The sequence below is a fragment of the Streptomyces sp. NBC_00988 genome (assembly GCF_045162645.1).
In the GTDB taxonomy this organism is placed as follows: domain Bacteria; phylum Actinomycetota; class Actinomycetes; order Streptomycetales; family Streptomycetaceae; genus Streptomyces.
Window position 1 is genome coordinate 11,940,000 of the sequence record NZ_CP108730.1, and the last position, 16,266, is coordinate 11,956,265.

A 16,266-nucleotide genomic window follows, 5' to 3' on the forward strand; every position below is an offset into this window, starting at 1 on the left:
ACGCACCTCCTGAACCGGTACGGCGGAGACCTGTCCGAGGTCTCCGCCGTACCGGCACGACGCAGGCCGGTCCATCGTCCGGCGGGTCACTTCTTGAGCCAGCCGACCTTCGTGTAGTCCACGTCGGCGAGGCCGTTTGCGCCGTAGTTGGCGAGGTTCGAGCGGACGGCGAGGACCTGGGGGCGCTGGTAGACCGGGATGGAGTGGCCCAGTGCCCAGATCTTGGCGTCGGCCTCGTTGTAGAGCTTGTTCGCCTCGGTGGTGTCCGTGGTCTCGGTGGCCTTCTTCAGCAGGGCGTCGATCGCGGGGGAGCCGACGGAACCGTAGTTCTGGTAGAGGTTCCTGCCGGACGGCTCGCGGTAGATCGGGTACGCCTGGGAGCGGAAGATCTGGTCGACCCAACGGAAGCTCGTCAGTTCGAAGTTGCCGATCGTGACGTACTTGGAGAAGTAGTCGTTCGACGGCACCTTCACGATGTTCAGCTTGATCCCGACCTGCGCCAACTGCGCCTGCACCAGCTCCGACTGGTCCACCTGCGCGGAGGTGGAGCCGGCGCTGAGCGTGTAGCCGAGGGTGAGCTGCTTGCCGCCCTTGACCCGCTTGCCGGCCTGGAGCTTCCAGCCCGCCGCGTCCAGCAGCTCGCCCGCCTTCTTTACGTCGTACGTGCCGTAGGTACCGGAGTTGTCCTGGTAGCCGGCCTGGTTGGGCATGAAGAAGTGGCTTCCGTACGGCTTCAGTTGGACGGGGAGGTCCTTGCCGAAGGCGGCGGCGATGGACGTGCGGTCGATGGCGTGCTGGAGGGCCTGGCGGACACGGACGTCCTTGAGCGGGCCGCGTGCGCCGTTGAACTCGATGTGCACCTCGTCCCAGCGGGCGCCGACGCGGATGTCGGTGCCGGGCGCCTTGTACAGCCGTTTGTAGTCCTCGGGCAGGAGCGCGCTCGCGGAGTCGATCTCCTTGTTGAGGTAGGCGTCCGTCCAGGCGGAGTAGTCCAGGGCGCGGAAGACGATCGAGTCCAACTTGGGCTTCGTTCCCCACCAGTTGGGGTCAGGGACCGCCGTGACGGTCTGGGCCGTCCTGTCGTACGAGGAGATCTTGAAGGCGTTCGAGGTGATCGGGATCCGCTGCGTCCAGCCCTTGTTGAACTTGTCCGGGGTGTCGATCCCGGCGGCCGGCAGCAGTGGGTTGAACAGGTGCTTCCAGTCGGCGTAGGGGGTGGAGAAGGTGACCTTGACCTGGTGGGCGTCGGCGCCCTGTTCGACCTTGCCGATCTGTTCGTAGCCGGAGGTGTCGGCGGCCTCGTACGCCTTGTCCGTGCCGTTGTTCGCTGTCCACAGGGCCTCGAAGTCCCGCCAGCCGATGGCCTTTCCGTCGGACCACTTGGCCTTGGGGTTGAGCTTGTAGACGACCGTCTGCGGGCTGGTCGAGGTCACCGAGGCGGAGAGCAGGAAGTCCGTGTCGGGGTGGGACTCGCCCTGGGCGTCCGCCCAGAACAGCCGGGGCTCCACGAGTTCGTTGATGTCCGTCGCGTCGCCCTGGTTGCCGTTGGCGGTGTAGCGGTTGTAGTCCGCGATCCACTGCGAGATCGCCAGCTTGAGGGTGCCGCCCTGCTGGACGTCGCTCGGCGGACGGGCGTTGATCTCCTGGCTGCCGGCCGGGGCCGCGCTCCGCTGCGCGACGGGTTTGCCGTCGCCGGAGGAGCCGCAGCCGGTCACCAGCAACGCGGTGGCCGCGGAGGCGGCGATCCAGGCTGCGGCGGAGGTCTGTCGCATGTCGGTGTCCTTCGTGAGGCCGGTGGTCATCGGTGGGCGCGCCGGGACGTCAGGTGGATGCACCGAACGTAGAGCGGCCTACGACCCCCGGGGGAGACCTCCTGGACACCTGACATGTTCTCTTCATGATGTGGCAACAAGACGCCTGGACCATTTCTTCTGTGCCCGCCTACCTGGCCAAACGACTCGGCTACTACGCCCTGTTGCTCCTGGCCGCCGTCTGCCTCTCCTACCTGCTGGCCTCGCTCGCGCTCCACCCGCGCGAGTACTACGCCGGCCGGCAGCCGCCCATCCCCGTGGCCTCGGTGAACCACCATCTCGACGAGATCGGCGTCAACGACCGCACCCCGCTGCTGAACCGCTTCCTGCGCTGGCTCGGACACGCGGTGCGCGGCGACCTCGGCGAGACCATCGACGGCACCTCCGTCGACGCCGAGTTCGGCCGCAGACTCGGCGTCAGCCTGCGGCTGCTGCTCGCCGGGACCGTGTTCGGCACGGTCGCGGGCGTACTCGTCGGGGCCTGGACGGCCGTACGGCAGTACCGGTTCAGCGACCGGGCCGTCACCCTCGCCTCCTTCGCACTGCTCTCAACTCCCGTGTTCCTGCTGGCGATTCTCCTCAAGACCGGCGCAATCTGGTTCAACCAGACCACCGGCACGGACCTGATCCAGTTCACGGGAGAGAAGAGCCCCGGCGTGACCGGCGGCCTCTGGACCGTCATCGAGGACCGGAGCGTGCACCTGCTCCTGCCCACCCTCTCCGTCGCCCTCTTCGCCGTCGCGAGCTACAGCCGCTACCAGCGCAACACGATGCTCGACGTCCTCGGCTCGGACTATCTGCGCACCACGCGGGCCAAGGGCCTCGCCCGCCGCACGGTCTTCCTCAGACACGGACTGCGGACGGCCCTCATCCCCATGTCGACCTACTTCTCCTACGGATTCCTCGCGCTGTTCACCGGCGCCATCTTCACGGAGACGATCTTCGGCTGGCACGGCATGGGGGAGTGGTTCGTCGCGTCGATCGGCAAGAACGACGTGAACTCCGTGGTCGCCGTGAACCTCTTCGCCGCCGTCACCGTGCTGCTCTCCGGATTCCTCGCCGACGTCCTGCACGCCGCGCTCGACCCGCGCATCCGGCAGGCGTCATGACCACGCCCCTCATCGCCGAAGAGGCACCCGTCGCCGCCCCGCCCGCCGGCCGCGCCACCGTCGTCCTGCGCCGCTTCCTGCGCAACCGCACCGCCCTCGCCGGAGCCGCCGTCCTGGTACTGCTGTTCCTGCTGGCCTTCGTCGGTCCCTACGTCACCCCCTGGTCCTACAGCCACATCGACTACACCGCGCTGCGGGCCGCCCCCGACGCCGACCACTGGTGGGGCACCAACCGCATCGGCCAGGACGTGTTCGCGCAGACCGTGCGCGGCCTGCAGAAGTCCCTCGTCATCGGACTGCTCGTCGCCGTACTGGCCACCGGGCTCGCCTCGCTCGTCGGCGCCTGCGCCGGATACTTCGGCGGCTGGACCGACCGGCTCCTCATGTTCCTCGTCGACCTGCTGCTGGTCTTCCCCTCCTTCCTGATCATCGCGATCGTCTCGCCCCGGCTGAACTCCAGCGGCTGGTTCGCCCTGGTCGGACTGCTCGGACTCTTCGCCTGGATGATCACCGCCCGGGTCGTGCGGTCCATGACGCTCTCCCTCAAAGAGCGCGAATTCGTGCGCGCCGCGCGGTACATGGGCGTCGGCCCGTTCCGGATCATCTGGCGGCACGTGCTGCCCAACGTGGCCTCCTTCCTCATCATCGACGCGACCATCCAGGTCGGCGGCGCCGTGATGAGCGAGACCGCGCTGTCGTACTTCGGCTTCGGCGTCCAGCCGCCCGATGTCTCACTCGGCACGCTGATCGCCGACGGGACGAGCGCCGCGGTCACCTACCCCTGGATGTTCTTCTTCGCGGCCGGACTGCTGGTCGTGTTCGTCCTGGCGGTGAACCTCGTGGGCGACGGGCTGCGGGACGCGCTGGACCCCACCTCGAAAGGCGCCTCCCGATGAGCCCGCTGCTCCAAGTCACCGAACTGGACGTCGACTTCGACGGACGACCCGCCGTACGCGGGGTCGGTCTCACCCTCGAACGCGGTGAAGTCCTCGGCCTCGTCGGCGAGTCGGGCTCCGGCAAGTCCGCGACCGCGCTCGCCGTACTCGGCCTGCTCCCGGGCAACGCGACGGTACGCGGATCCGTACGGCTCGACGGTCAGGAACTCGTCGGCGCCCCGGAGCGGCAGCTCACGACGGTTCGCGGCAGCCGAGTCGCCATGGTGTTCCAGGACCCGTTGTCCGCGTTCACCCCCGTCTACCGGATCGGCGACCAGATCGCCGAGGCGGTACGCGCCCACCAGGACGTCTCCCGAGAACAGGCCCTGAAGCGATCGGTCGAACTGCTCGACCTCGTAGGGATCCCCGAACCCGCCCTGCGCGCACGGGCGTTCCCGCACGAGTTCTCCGGCGGCATGCGCCAGCGCGCGATGATCGCCATGGCGATGGCCAACGACCCCGACATCATCCTCGCCGACGAACCGACCACCGCCCTCGACGTCACCATCCAGGCGCAGGTGCTCGACGTCCTGCGCACCGCGCGGCGCGAGACCGGGGCCGCGGTACTCCTGGTCAGCCACGACCTCGGTGTCATCGCCGGGACGGCCGACCGGGTGGCCGTGATGCACGAGGGACGGGTCGTCGAATCGGGCACAGCCGTCGACGTCTTCGAACAGCCCCAGGAGCCGTACACGAAACGGCTGTTGGCCGCCGTACCCCGGATGGACACCCCACGCGCACCCCAACCACCCACCGGCGAAACGGTGTTGAAGGTCCGCGGACTCACCAGAACCTTCCCCCTCCTCAAAGGGACCGCCTTCAAACGCCGGATCGGCTCCGTGTACGCCGTCGACGGCGTCGACCTCGACATCCGACGCGGCGAGACGCTCGCCCTCGTCGGCGAATCGGGGTCAGGGAAGTCGACGACCCTCTTCGAACTGCTCGAACTGGCCCGCCCCGAAGGCGGATCGATCGAGCTGTTCGGCAGGGACCTCGCCGGGCTCGGCAAGGCGGAGGCGAAAGCCCTGCGCCGCCGCGTCCAGATCGTCTTCCAGGACCCGATGGCCTCCCTCGACCCACGGATGCCCGTGGGGGACATCGTCGCCGAGCCGCTGCGCACCCAGGGCGCCGACCGGGCGACGACCGGCCGCCGCGTGCCCGAACTCCTCACCCAGGTCGGCCTCGACCCGGCACACGCGGAGCGCTACCCGCACGAGTTCTCCGGCGGCCAGCGGCAGCGCATCGGCATCGCCCGCGCGCTGTCCGTCGAACCCGAACTGCTCGTCCTCGACGAACCGGTGTCGGCCCTCGACGTCTCCGTCCAGGCCGGCGTGCTCGAACTGCTGCAACGCCTGAAGGAGGAGCTGGGCCTCGCCTATCTCTTCGTCTCCCACGACCTGTCCGTCGTACGGAACATCGCCGACCGCGTGAGTGTGGTCTACCTCGGGCGCACGGTCGAGGCCGGCCCGGTCGACGAGGTCTTCGAGCGACCCCGGCATCCCTACACCCAGGCACTCCTCTCCGCCGTACCCCTGCCGGACCCGGCACGTGAGCGGGCACGGCAGCGGTCGCGCATCCTGCTCGCCGGGGACCCGCCCAGCCCGACGCGACGCTACGACGGCTGCCGGTTCCGGGCGCGCTGCCCGCTCCACCCGCAGCTGGGGGAGGGGGAGCGGAAACGGTGCGACCAGGAGGTTCCGCTGCTCGACGGGGACGGGGCGGCCTGCCACTTCCCGCGTGTACGGGAGGTTGTCCTGCCTTCCTAGGGCGGGTCCGAGACGGTCGTCGTGGTGCGGGCCGTCGTGGGCCCGGGCACTCCTGTCGTCCCGGAGGATCACCTTCCCTGCGTGCCCGGGGCGTGGGCTCGTGGACTCCCACGTGAGGGGGTGCCTGAGCCTCGGCTTCGGGGGCAGACGGCGATGGATCGAGTGCGAACGCCACCCGGTCGTGGACGTGGCCGGCGGCGACCTGGCCGCCGCGGTGGCGACGGTGCACCACAACGGCGATGGCACGTGTTTGACGATCCGTCAATAACTGACGCTGCCTCAGAACTGTATGGAACGGCAGAAGTTGGCCCGCCCGGGCGCGGTCAGTACGGCGATCGTGGCATGCTGCGATGTCGAGGCCCGCACGGGCAGCCGGCGCCCGGGTCGCGCAGACCCCGGGCGGGGCGGGGAAGGCGGTCGGATGGAGCGCTCCGCGGAGGACAGCCTCCCGCGCGTGCCGCCCGGCGTCAGCGCTCCGCGATTCGTCGGCCGAGCGGCCGAACTGCACCGGCTGACAGACGCCTTGGCCCGGCCACCGGCCGCGGTGCTCGTCGAGGGCGAGGCCGGAATCGGCAAGAGCAGACTCGTCCAGGAGGCACTGGACGAGCCCGGTATCGCCGCCCGACGGCCGCTGGCCGCCCTGTGCCCTCCGTTCCGGGAGGCCCTCACCCTGGGCCCGGTCGTCGATGCCGCCCGTGATGCCCGGCCCGACGTGGCGGAGCTGGCCCTCACCCCCCTCGCCGGGGTGCTGCGGCCGCTGTTCCCCGAGTGGGCGCAGGACCTGCCGCCGGCCCCCGAGACACTGTCGGACGCAGGCGCCGCCCGGCACCGGCTCTTCCGCGCACTGGCCGAGCTGCTGGACGCCATGGACGTCGGCGTGCTGGTCCTGGAGGACGTCCACTGGGCCGACGAGGCCACCCTGGACTTCCTGCTGTTCCTCGCCTCCCGGCGCTCCCGCCGGATGAGCCTGGTGCTGACCTACCGTCCCGAGGACGTGCCGCCGGAGTCCGCGCTGATGCGGCTGACCTCCCGGCCCCCGGCCGGCACCGGGTACGTACGGATCCGTCTTGGCGCACTGGACGTGCCACAGACCGCCGAGTTGATGTCGTCGATGCTGGACGGGGAACACGTCTCCGAGGCATTCGCGTCCTTCCTCCAGGAGCGGACCGACGGTGTGCCGCTGGCGATCGAGGAGTCCGTCCGGCTGCTGCGCGACCGGGCCGATCTGGTCCGGCGCGACGGCGAGTGGGTGCGCAGGACGCTGGCCGACATCGCTGTGCCGCCCACCATCCGGGACGCGGTCGCCGAGCGCGCCGCGCGCCTCACCCCGGTCGCACAACGCGTGCTGCAGGCCGCCTCCGTGCTCGCCGAACCGGTCGGCCCGGCCGTCCTCGCGACAGTGAGCGGGCTCCCGAACAACGTTGTCGGCCAGGCCGTGGACGCCGCCGTACGCAGCGGACTGCTCGGCGAGGACCGTGTCGGCCGGGTCAGTTTCCGGCACGCGCTGGCCGCCCGTGCGGTCTACGACATGACGCCCGCGCCCGACCGCCGAGCCCTGCACCGAGAGGCGGGCCGCTCACTGCGGGCCGTGACACCGCAGCCGGTGGCCCGGCTCGCCCACCACTACCGAGAGGCGGGCGACACCGGGCGGTGGCGTCAGTACGCCGAACGGACCGCGGACCTCGCTCTGGCCTCCGGGGACCACCGCACCGCCGTCGGACTGCTGCACGAGCTGCTCACCGAGAGCGATCCGCCCGCCGCCTCGGTGGCCCGGTGGGCACAGAAGATGCCGGTCCTGGCCTTCAACGGGCTCGTGGGCCGCGGCGATCTGACCCGCGCGCTGCGCAGGGTGCTGGACACAGAGGCGCTCGCCCCGCACGACCGCGCGGCCGTCCGCACCCAGCTGGGGCGGATGCTGCTGCACGCGGGCGAGTACGCGGCCGGCGCGGCGGAACTGGAGAGGGCACTGCCGGATCTGGCCGGCGAACCGTTCCAGGCCGCCTGGGCGATGAACACCCTCGGCAGCCCGCCGAGCACCCTGATGTCCGCCGGGGAGCACCGCCGTTGGCTGGACCGAGCGGCCGACGCGGCCCGGCTTCCGATGACGACGGACCAGCGGCTGGCACTGGTGGTGGACCGGGCAACCTCCTTGCTCGACATGGGCGACGACGCCGGCTGGGCCGTGGCCGCGGAACTCCCCGACACCGCGGCGACCTCGGAAGGAATGATGCAGCTGGCCCGCAGCGGACTCAACATCGGCAACGGGGCCATGCGTTGGGGCCGCTACGACGAGGCCAGACAGCTGCTGACGACTGCGCTGGCCAGGGCCGAACAGCACGGGTACCAGCGGCTCCACGACATGATCCTGGTGACGCTGGTGCACCTGGACTGGTTCACCGGCGCCTGGGACGGACTGGCCGAGCGAGCCGCCGCCCTGGCAGCGGTGGACGAGGAACCCCTGCTTCAGCTGGACGCCCTGCTGATCACGGCTCTGCTGGACGGGGCGGTCGGCGGCCACGGAGCGGATCCCGGCCCCGCGGCGGTGACCGAAGGCGGGATCGGGACCGCCGAAGAGCGGCTGCGCCAAGTGCTCGACGCGGGGCTGCGACGCGGCATCGTGGATCTGCCGCTGGAGCCCGCGGCCGCCCTGGCACGGATCCGGCTCGCCGAGGGGGCGGCCGCCGAGGCGCTGGAGCTGACGGAGGGACCGGCCGCCGTCGTGGCCCGCAAGAACATCTGGCTGTGGGCCACCGAGTTCGCACCGGTACGCACCGGCGCGCTACTCGCGGTCGAACGGCCGGACCAGGCACGGCGGTTCGTCGCGGACCTGGCCGAAGGGCTCCACGGCAGGAACCTGCCGGCAGCGGACGCGGCCCTGGAGACGTGTCGCGGAACGCTGGCACAAGGAGAAGGCCGCAGCGCCGAGGCAGCTGCCGCCTTCGGCCGGGCCGTCACCGCCTGGCAGCGCCTGCCCCGGCCGTATGAGGCACTGCTGGCGGCCGAACGCCGGGCCGGCTGCCTGCTGACAGCGGGGGACCGGGACACCGGACTGACCGAACTCGCCCACGCGCAGGCCGGATTCACGGCTCTGGGAGCCCGGACGGACGCCGACCGGATACACCTCGCGCTTCGCGCGGCCGGGGCGCCCGTACGACAGGTATGGCGCGGCGGACGGCGCGGCTACGGCGACCAACTGTCCCCACGCGAGCTGGAAGTGGCCCGGCTGATGCTCACCGGTCTGACCAACCCGGCCATCGCACGAGAACTCTCCCGATCCCCGAAGACCGTTGCCGCGCAACTGAACTCCGCGATGCGCAAATACGGAGTGACCTCGCGCACCGCACTCGCGGTCACCCTCACACAGGCCGGAATCACCCCGCCGGAAGGCCACGTCACCGGCGCGCGCTCCGATCTTTAGGTCATCCGCCCCATCGCGAGGACACGCGGCGACCATCGATACTTAGTGCGCGCACGATCCCCGAGCCGGCCTGCACCTGGGCATGACCGGAAGGGCGTCCATCCATCGGATGAGCAGCACACCCCCCGAACCGAAGTCCGGCGCACCGAGCGCCCGTTGGGACGGCGCCGACAGTCCCGCCGGTGTCGGCATGGGAGCACATCGACGTGCTGCCCGCCGGAGAACGACACCCCGAACCGACGCCTGCTGTACGGGGCGTTGCCGACGGCAGGCCCCGCCTGCGCGGACGACTCGTACAGCGGTTACGAACCATTCCTATTCAGTGAGCAGGAGTGAGTCTTGGACCCACATCCCGGCACTGCGCGCGTCCCGAACGGTTTTGGATGCGCTGGTTGCCCGCATTCCCTGTGGTGTCTCCGCTCGGGGTCGTGCATCGTGTGCACGCTCCGTGACGGGTGGGCGGGTTCCCTCACGCCTTCGTGTACCCGGTCTGGCCTGGACGGTCCGATGCCCTGCACCATCACTCTGGTGGTGCAGGGGCGGTGTCGTCCGTCGCCGGATCGGGTGTCCGAGGGCGCGTCGTCCGATCGCGATACCGGCGGCATCGTGACGGGAGATTTTGCGTCGTGGGGTGGTCAGAGGCTTGCGCCAGTGCTGGGCACCCCACAGGGAGGTGTATGCCGAGTCGACGGCCACGATGGACAGGTCCATCTCGGCGGCCATGGAGACGAGACGGGCTTTGAGCTTGCCGGTGGGGATGCCGGAGATGAGCTGCCGGAACTTCTTCTTGAGGCCGTGCTTCTCGCGGGTCTGCTCGGTGGTGAAGTCCAGGTCTTCGATTGCGATGGCGGCGACGCCGCACTGCTTGGCCCAGTGCAGAGTCTGAGTGATGGCGTGCCGGATCTGCGCGTCACGGTGTTGCACCGAGCCGGACAGGTCGTAGTGGAAGCGGCGGGGGGCTGCGACCGGGTTGCCGTGAGTGTCGAGCCAGTACGCGGCGAAGTGGTCGGCGTTCGTATCGACACCGATGATGCCCTTGGCACAAGCCGCATCGAGCGGGATGGTGTTGACGGCCGGGCGTTGCCAAGACGCGGTGAGGTACCAGCGTCCGCGGGCCACGTCCAGGTGGATGCGGTAGGCAACGGCGCGGTTGGCCTCGATCCGGTCAGCCCACTCCTGACCCCGGTGTGCGAAGGCCACCTTCGAGGCCAGGACGTACCGGCCGTGTCGGGCGTTCGCCAGGTGCGTCAGCGGTGCGGGCAGCTTGATGGATACGTCGCCGTCCGAGGTGACGCGGATCGTTTCGTTCCCGAATCGCTTCCCCGACTCCCCGTCTGCGGCCAGGAACCAGCGCACCGCCTCCCAACGCTTGCGCCATTGCGTCTCGGTGAGCTGCGCTGCGGCCAAGTTATGTCGGGTGTTGAGCATCTGCCGCCCGCCTCGTACGACGTGCACGACACCGGCCTCACGCTCCGCGCGGGCCACGCCGAGCCTGTTTTCCAGCATGCGCAGCCGACGGGACTTTTGGAACCACTCGGACTTCGAGCGGTAGCCGCCCGCAGCCCTCTTGGTGCCCTTTTGCCCAATTGGCTGGGACAGCCGGTGCATCACCGTCCGTACACCGGCCTCAAGGGACTGGATATGGGCCAACTGACAGCGGCGCGAGAGTGCCCACTGATCGTGCGTGGCCTTCGTGATGCTGCCTGCCCAGCGGGACGACGATGAGGCGGTCAGGCCATGCTTGCGCGCCGCCCACTTCGGCGAACTGTGGTTGTTGCCGTCCGCGCACCGTGCTGCGAGATCCAGGGACGCGAGGTGGCCCAGGTGCTCACCGACGAGTCGCAACACCTTGTCATCCTCGGGCGTGAGGTTCTTGAGGCGGTCACGGATCGCCGTTCCACACGGCCTCAGAGCGACGAATGGCGCTTCGATGGTGCGAAGTTTCTTCTTCGGCTCAGCCATCGGCAGCCGCCGCTTCCAACGCCTTCCTCGCCCGGTTGTTCGCGGAACGCCAGCCGTACAGGCGGGCGCAGAACGACGTCAGCACCTCAGCCATGTCCCGCACAAGGTCGCTATCAACCTCACCGGCGTCAAGGACAACCAGGCGACGTCCAGCAGCCTCGAGAGCTGTTTCTGCGAGTTCGGTGTTCATCCAGCCCAGCCGGTCCCGGTGTTCTACCACCACAGTCGTCACCTTGGGATCGGCCAACAGGCGACGGGCCTTCGTGCGGCCGCCGTTCATACCGGACGCGATCTCCGACTCGACCCGCACCACATGGTGACTGGCCTTCGCCCACTGCGAGAGCCAGCCGACCTGACGTTCCAGATCCGCCCTCTGGCCATGGGAAGGAACGCGAGCATACCGGACCACACCGCCCGTCGCGGACGGCGTGGAGTTCGCCTCAATGTTCCCCAAGATCGTGCACGGTCCCACGTGCTCCGCAGGGACCGGAAACGTCCTCTCACGGAAGCACCGATAGGCGGTATGCGGGTGCACACCGTTTGCTACCGCCGATTCCTTGAGGCTCATACCAGCGACCGTAACACCCACTCAAAGGCGCCATACGTACCAGAGTTCACTCACGCCCAAGCAGTTCGCAACCCCTCTGATGCCGGCCCGACCGGGTCCTGAACGCGACGAAAAGGGTGCCCCCTTGCTGTCCTCAAGACGTGCGCGCATGCGTGCTCCCCTCTCCCTTCTCATAGCCGGCTGTCTCGGCGCCGGAGTCCTCGCCGCGATACCACCGGCCGCCGCCGCCGCGGCCGCCACCACTTCCTCGGTCTCCTCGTCCGACGCCGGCTCCGCCAAGTCCTCCGACCTGCTCAACGCCGTGCCGCAGGACAACGTCCCGCAGAACTACGTCCCGGCCGGCTGCAACAACCCGAGCCTCAAGGACGGCGTGGCCCAGTGCTTCGCCGACGTGCGCACCGGTTCCGACCACATCGTCCGGCCGCAGGCGAGCGCGCCCCCGTCCGCGGCGTTGGGTCCGGCCGACATCCAGGCGGCCTACAGCCTTCCCGCCGGAGGCGAGGGCAGGACGGTCGCGATCGTCGACGCGTACGGCGACTCCCACGCCGAGGCCGACCTCGCCGCGTACCGCGCGTACTACGGGCTGCCCGAGTGCACCACCGCCAACTCCTGCTTCCGCAAGGTCGATCAGAGCGGTGGCACGGACTACCCCGCCGACAACGAGGGCTGGGCACTGGAGACCGCGCTCGACCTCGACGCCGTCTCCTCCGCCTGCCCGGCGTGCAACATCCTTCTCGTGCAGGGTGATTCGGCAAGCCTCGACGACCTCGGCACCGCGGTCGACACCGCCGTACGCCTGGGCGCCAAGTACGTCTCCAATTCCTACGGTCTGCCCGGCGAGAGCGCCTCCGAGACCGCGTACGACCACCACTACGACCACCCCGGGGTGGCGGTGGTCGCATCCACCGGCGACACCGGCCATGTCCAGAACTGGCCCGCCACCAATCCCGACGTGGTGGCCGCCGGCGGCACCCGGCTGACCCGCGCCGCGGACACCGAACGCGGCTGGACGGAGTCCGCCTGGACCTCCGGCGGGTCGGGCTGCTCGCTGTACGAGGCCCAGCCCACCTATCAGCGGGGGCTCGCCACCGGCTGCGACACCCGGGCGACGGCCGACGTTTCCGCGGTCGCCGACCCCGCGACCGGCCTCGCCGTGTACGACACGGTGGGCAGGGACGGCTGGCTGCAGGTCGGCGGCACCAGCCTCTCCGCGCCGCTGATCACGGCGATGTACGCGCTGGCGGGCACGCCCGTCGAGGGCACCTACCCGGTGACCTACCCGTACATCAACGCCGCCGGGCTGACCGATGTCACCGAAGGGGCCAACGACGACTGCGGCACGGTGGTGTGCACCGCCGGCACCGGCTGGGACGGACCGACCGGTCTCGGTACTCCGGTCGGCGTGTCCGCGCTGGCCTTCGGCGTCCACGGAACGCTGTCCGGACGAATAACCGACAGCGAGTCAGGCGCCCCGCTCGCCGGTGCGGCGCTGGCCGTCTCCGAAGAGGCGACGGGCGGCCGGGAGTACCGCGTGACCACCGACGCCGAAGGCGCGTACAGCCTTCCCGTCGCGGTGGGCGACTACCGGATCACCGTCACCGACTTCGGCTACCGGGAGAACACCCGCTCCGGAGTGGGTGTCGCCGAGGACCAGAGCACCACCGCGGACCTGACTCTGGTGAAACTGCCCACCCGTACGGTGTCCGGCACGGTGAAGGACGGCAGCGGGCACGGCTGGCCCCTGTACTCGAAGATCACCATCGACGGCTATCCGAACGGAGCGCTCTACACCGACCCGTACACCGGCAGGTACAGCGTGGACCTTCCTGAGGAGGCCACCTACGCCGTCCATGTGGCCCCGGTCTACCCCGGCTATCGGAGCACGGACCTGAGTGTCCCGGTGGGCACCGCCGACGTACGTGCCGACGTGGCGCCGGACGTGGACCTGACGGCCTGCGTCGCACCCGGCCACGCGTACCCGGGCGCGGCCGACTTCGGCGGCTGGACCGGCACGACGCCGGAGCACGGCTGGACGGTCGTCGATCACGGGACGGACGGCGCCACCTGGGACTTCGCCGACAGCTTCCTGGCCAACTACACGGGCGGAACCGGCAATTGGGCGGCCGCCGACCCCTGGGGCCGGGGCGGTGTCCATGAGGACACCGAACTCGTCTCGCCCGCCTTCAGCCTGGCAGGCCAGAACGCACCCGTCCTCGGTTTCGACGCCCTCTACGCCCCCAGTAAGGACTCGGTGGCCGACGTCGACCTCAGCCTCGACTCGGGTGCGACGTGGACCACGGTGTGGCATCGGGACACGGCCGAGTACCTGGGCCATGTCGAGGTTCCCCTGACCCAGGCGGCAAACGCGAAGCATGTGAAGGTGCGCTTCCACTACTCCGGCAGCGGGCTGTCGATCTGGCAGCTGGACACCGTCACCGTCGGCTCCTGCGCAGCGGTGAGCGGAGGCATCGTCGCCGGACGGGTCGTCGACGGCAACACGGGCGACGCCATCACGCCCGCCACCATCACCGACACCGCCGACGGCTACGCGACGGCGACCACCGTGGCGACCCCCGACGACCCGGCTTTGGCCGACGGCTACTACTGGCTGTTCAGCGCCCCCGTCGGACGGCACACGTACCGGACTGCCGCCGACCGCTACACCACCTCGACCGGCACCCTCACCACGCGGCCGGACAAGGTCAACCGGTTCGACCGCACACTCAAGGCGGGCCGCCTCGCGGTGAGTTCGGCCGGTCTCTCCGTCAGCGAGACGCTGGGCGGGTCAGGGAGCAAGAAGGTCACCTTCACCAACAAGGGGCAGGCGCCGCTGCACGTCAACCTCGGTGAGCAGAGCACCGGTTACACCTCACCGGACGGCACCTCCACGTACACGTCGGACTCCTCGCCAGGCGCCCCGACGCTGCGCGTGAAGGGCAACTACTCACCCGGACCCATGAGTTCCACCTCCTCGGCCCCGAAGAGCACGTCGAGCGACCCATCAGTTACGGCATCGACATCGACCGGCCCCTGGACCGGTATCGCCGACTACCCCGAGTCCGTCATGGACAACGCCGTGGGCACCTACCAGGGCAAGGTCTACTCCGTCGCCGGAGTCTCCAGTCTCTTCGGCGGGGAGTACCTCGACCGCGGCTATGTGCACGACCCGTCCACCGACGCCTGGACCCCCATCGCCGACCTCCCCGAGGCCCTGGAATCACCCGGCGGGGCGTTCGTCGACGGGACCATGTACGTCGTCGGCGGCTGGACCGCGGACGGCGCCCGCGCCACGCTCTACGCCTACCACCCCATCACCGACACCTGGACCCGCCTCGCCGATCTGCCCCAGGCGATCGGCATGCCCAATGTGACCGTCCTCGACGGCAGTCTCTACGTCATCGGAGGCTGCACCGGATCCGGCTGTGGAGACAGTGTCAGCACCGTCTACCGCTACACCCCGGCCACCGACACCTGGACCCGCCGCGCCGACTACCCGTTCACCATGGAACGCGGGGCCTGCACCGGTATCACCGGTGAACTGGTGTGCGCCGGCGGCATCACGGTCGTTGGTGGAGGGGTCGCTCCCCGCAAGGGACAGACCTACCGCTACAGCCCCTCCGCCGACACCTGGAGCCGTGCGGCCGACATGCCCTACGCGAGCTGGGGCGCTACCGCCAGCGGGAACGACGGCAGACTCCAGGTCGTCGGCGGCATCGTCGGAACGGTCGCGGTCAACACCGTCGTCGAATACGATCCGGTGTCCAACTCCTGGTCCAGCCTGCCCAACGCGGGCTCCGCGGTCTTCCGGGCCGGCGGCGGCTGCGGGATCTACCGCATCGGGGGCATGACCGCGGACCTGGGCACCGCCTCCTCGGCCGAGGTGCTGCCCGGGCACGACCAGTGCGACGGTGACGACGTCACCTGGCTGTCGGCGGACAAGACCTCGTTCGATCTCGCCCCCGGCCGGTCCACCACCGTCACCGTCCGCGCGGACGCCTCGGCCGTGGCCACGGCCGGCACCTACACCGCGCGGCTCACCTACAACACCGACGCCCCCTACGCCGGAGCGTCGGTGGAGGTCAGTCTCAAGGTCACGATCCCGCGGACCTGGGGGCACCTCTCCGGAACGATCACCGACAAGCGCACGGGAGCACCGCTCGCCGCAGCCACGGTCCTGATCTGCCCGGTGGCGCACGCCGGAACGAACGGCTGCGGCCACCTCGTACACACCGTACGCACGGACTCCGACGGCCACTACGGCCTCTGGCTCGACGCCCGCCCGAGCCCGCTGCGGATCACGGCCTCCGCTGCCGGCCACCGCTCGGCAACCAAGGAGGTGACCCTGCTGCCGGGCCGCGCCACGACGGCCGACCTGTCGCTGACCGCGACCTGACCCCACCGCCACCCGTTCACGCCGTGCCCACCCAGACGCTCTGTCCGGGTGGGCACGGCTTCGCCTTCTCCCTGCGCACCCCGAGACGGATGACCCTCGGCTCGGTGGGTGTGGCTGGTCTGCGCCGCCAGGAACTGACCATGCTCGCCCGGGTGGGCCAGTCGTACTACGCGCGACTGGAGCAGGGGCAGTCCATCGCCGGGCCGGAGTTCCCGGAGGTGATCGCCCAGGCCGCTGAGCTGACACCACTTCCCGACCGGCCCCTCAACGGCGGTTCCGGCAACAGGCGTTGGCCCACCTGACG

Annotated in this window: 9 protein-coding genes; 6 read left to right on the forward strand and 3 right to left on the reverse strand. The window is 70.0% G+C overall.

All coding sequences use genetic code 11. The features are described from left to right. Positions 1-86 precede the first annotated feature (86 nt). Entirely contained in the window at positions 87-1,772 is a 1,686-nt protein-coding gene (locus tag OG496_RS53755; protein WP_405976288.1) for an ABC transporter family substrate-binding protein, read from the reverse strand. A 161-nt stretch (positions 1,773-1,933) separates the two neighbouring features. Between OG496_RS53755 and OG496_RS53760 the strand changes: the two genes are divergently transcribed. The 4 genes from OG496_RS53760 (at position 1,934) to OG496_RS53775 (ending at position 9,039) form a co-directional block, all read left to right on the forward strand. Next, positions 1,934-2,920 carry an ABC transporter permease gene (locus OG496_RS53760; protein WP_405976880.1) on the forward strand — a complete coding sequence of 329 codons (987 nt, stop codon included), beginning with the start codon at positions 1,934-1,936 and terminating at the stop codon, positions 2,918-2,920. Beyond that, a complete protein-coding gene (locus OG496_RS53765) occupies positions 2,917-3,816 on the forward strand; it encodes an ABC transporter permease (protein ID WP_405976289.1) in 900 nt (299 codons plus the stop codon). Before OG496_RS53760 ends, OG496_RS53765 begins: the two co-directional genes overlap by 4 nt. Then, a complete protein-coding gene (locus OG496_RS53770) occupies positions 3,813-5,621 on the forward strand; it encodes a dipeptide ABC transporter ATP-binding protein (RefSeq protein WP_405976290.1) in 1,809 nt (602 codons plus the stop codon). The genes OG496_RS53765 and OG496_RS53770 overlap by 4 nt, the downstream gene beginning before the upstream one ends. 421 nt (positions 5,622-6,042) lie before the next feature. Next, the gene (locus OG496_RS53775) at positions 6,043-9,039 is read left to right on the forward strand and encodes a helix-turn-helix transcriptional regulator (protein ID WP_405976291.1); all 2,997 of its coding nucleotides are present in this window, start codon (positions 6,043-6,045) and stop codon (positions 9,037-9,039) included. A gap of 315 nt (positions 9,040-9,354) precedes the next feature. Here OG496_RS53775 and OG496_RS53780 read toward each other — a convergent pair whose 3' ends face one another. Together OG496_RS53780 and OG496_RS53785 are read right to left on the reverse strand one after the other, a co-directional pair. Next, the gene (locus tag OG496_RS53780) at positions 9,355-11,001 is read right to left on the reverse strand and encodes an IS200/IS605 family accessory protein TnpB-related protein (protein ID WP_405976292.1); all 1,647 of its coding nucleotides are present in this window, start codon (positions 10,999-11,001) and stop codon (positions 9,355-9,357) included. Further along, positions 10,994-11,569 (reverse strand): IS607 family transposase, encoded by a 576-nt coding sequence (locus OG496_RS53785; RefSeq protein ID WP_405976293.1) that lies wholly within the window; start codon positions 11,567-11,569, stop codon positions 10,994-10,996. Before OG496_RS53785 ends, OG496_RS53780 begins: the two co-directional genes overlap by 8 nt. Before the next feature lie 148 nt (positions 11,570-11,717). Here OG496_RS53785 and OG496_RS53790 point away from each other — a divergent pair, with 148 nt between their 5' ends. Together OG496_RS53790 and OG496_RS53795 are read left to right on the forward strand one after the other, a co-directional pair. Further along, positions 11,718-15,962 (forward strand): carboxypeptidase regulatory-like domain-containing protein, encoded by a 4,245-nt coding sequence (locus tag OG496_RS53790; protein WP_405976294.1) that lies wholly within the window; start codon positions 11,718-11,720, stop codon positions 15,960-15,962. A gap of 23 nt (positions 15,963-15,985) precedes the next feature. Continuing rightward, a complete protein-coding gene (locus tag OG496_RS53795) occupies positions 15,986-16,264 on the forward strand; it encodes a hypothetical protein (protein ID WP_405976295.1) in 279 nt (92 codons plus the stop codon). Positions 16,265-16,266 lie beyond the last annotated feature (2 nt).

Coding starts and splice junctions, on each gene's coding strand:
- OG496_RS53780 (WP_405976292.1), bottom strand. CDS start 11,001: ATGGCTGAGCCGAAGAAGAAACTTCGCACCATCGAAGCGCCATTCGTC.
- OG496_RS53775 (WP_405976291.1), top strand. CDS start 6,043: ATGGAGCGCTCCGCGGAGGACAGCCTCCCGCGCGTGCCGCCCGGCGTC.
- OG496_RS53785 (WP_405976293.1), bottom strand. CDS start 11,569: ATGAGCCTCAAGGAATCGGCGGTAGCAAACGGTGTGCACCCGCATACC.
- OG496_RS53790 (WP_405976294.1), top strand. CDS start 11,718: ATGCGTGCTCCCCTCTCCCTTCTCATAGCCGGCTGTCTCGGCGCCGGA.
- OG496_RS53770 (WP_405976290.1), top strand. CDS start 3,813: ATGAGCCCGCTGCTCCAAGTCACCGAACTGGACGTCGACTTCGACGGA.
- OG496_RS53765 (WP_405976289.1), top strand. CDS start 2,917: ATGACCACGCCCCTCATCGCCGAAGAGGCACCCGTCGCCGCCCCGCCC.
- OG496_RS53755 (WP_405976288.1), bottom strand. CDS start 1,772: ATGCGACAGACCTCCGCCGCAGCCTGGATCGCCGCCTCCGCGGCCACC.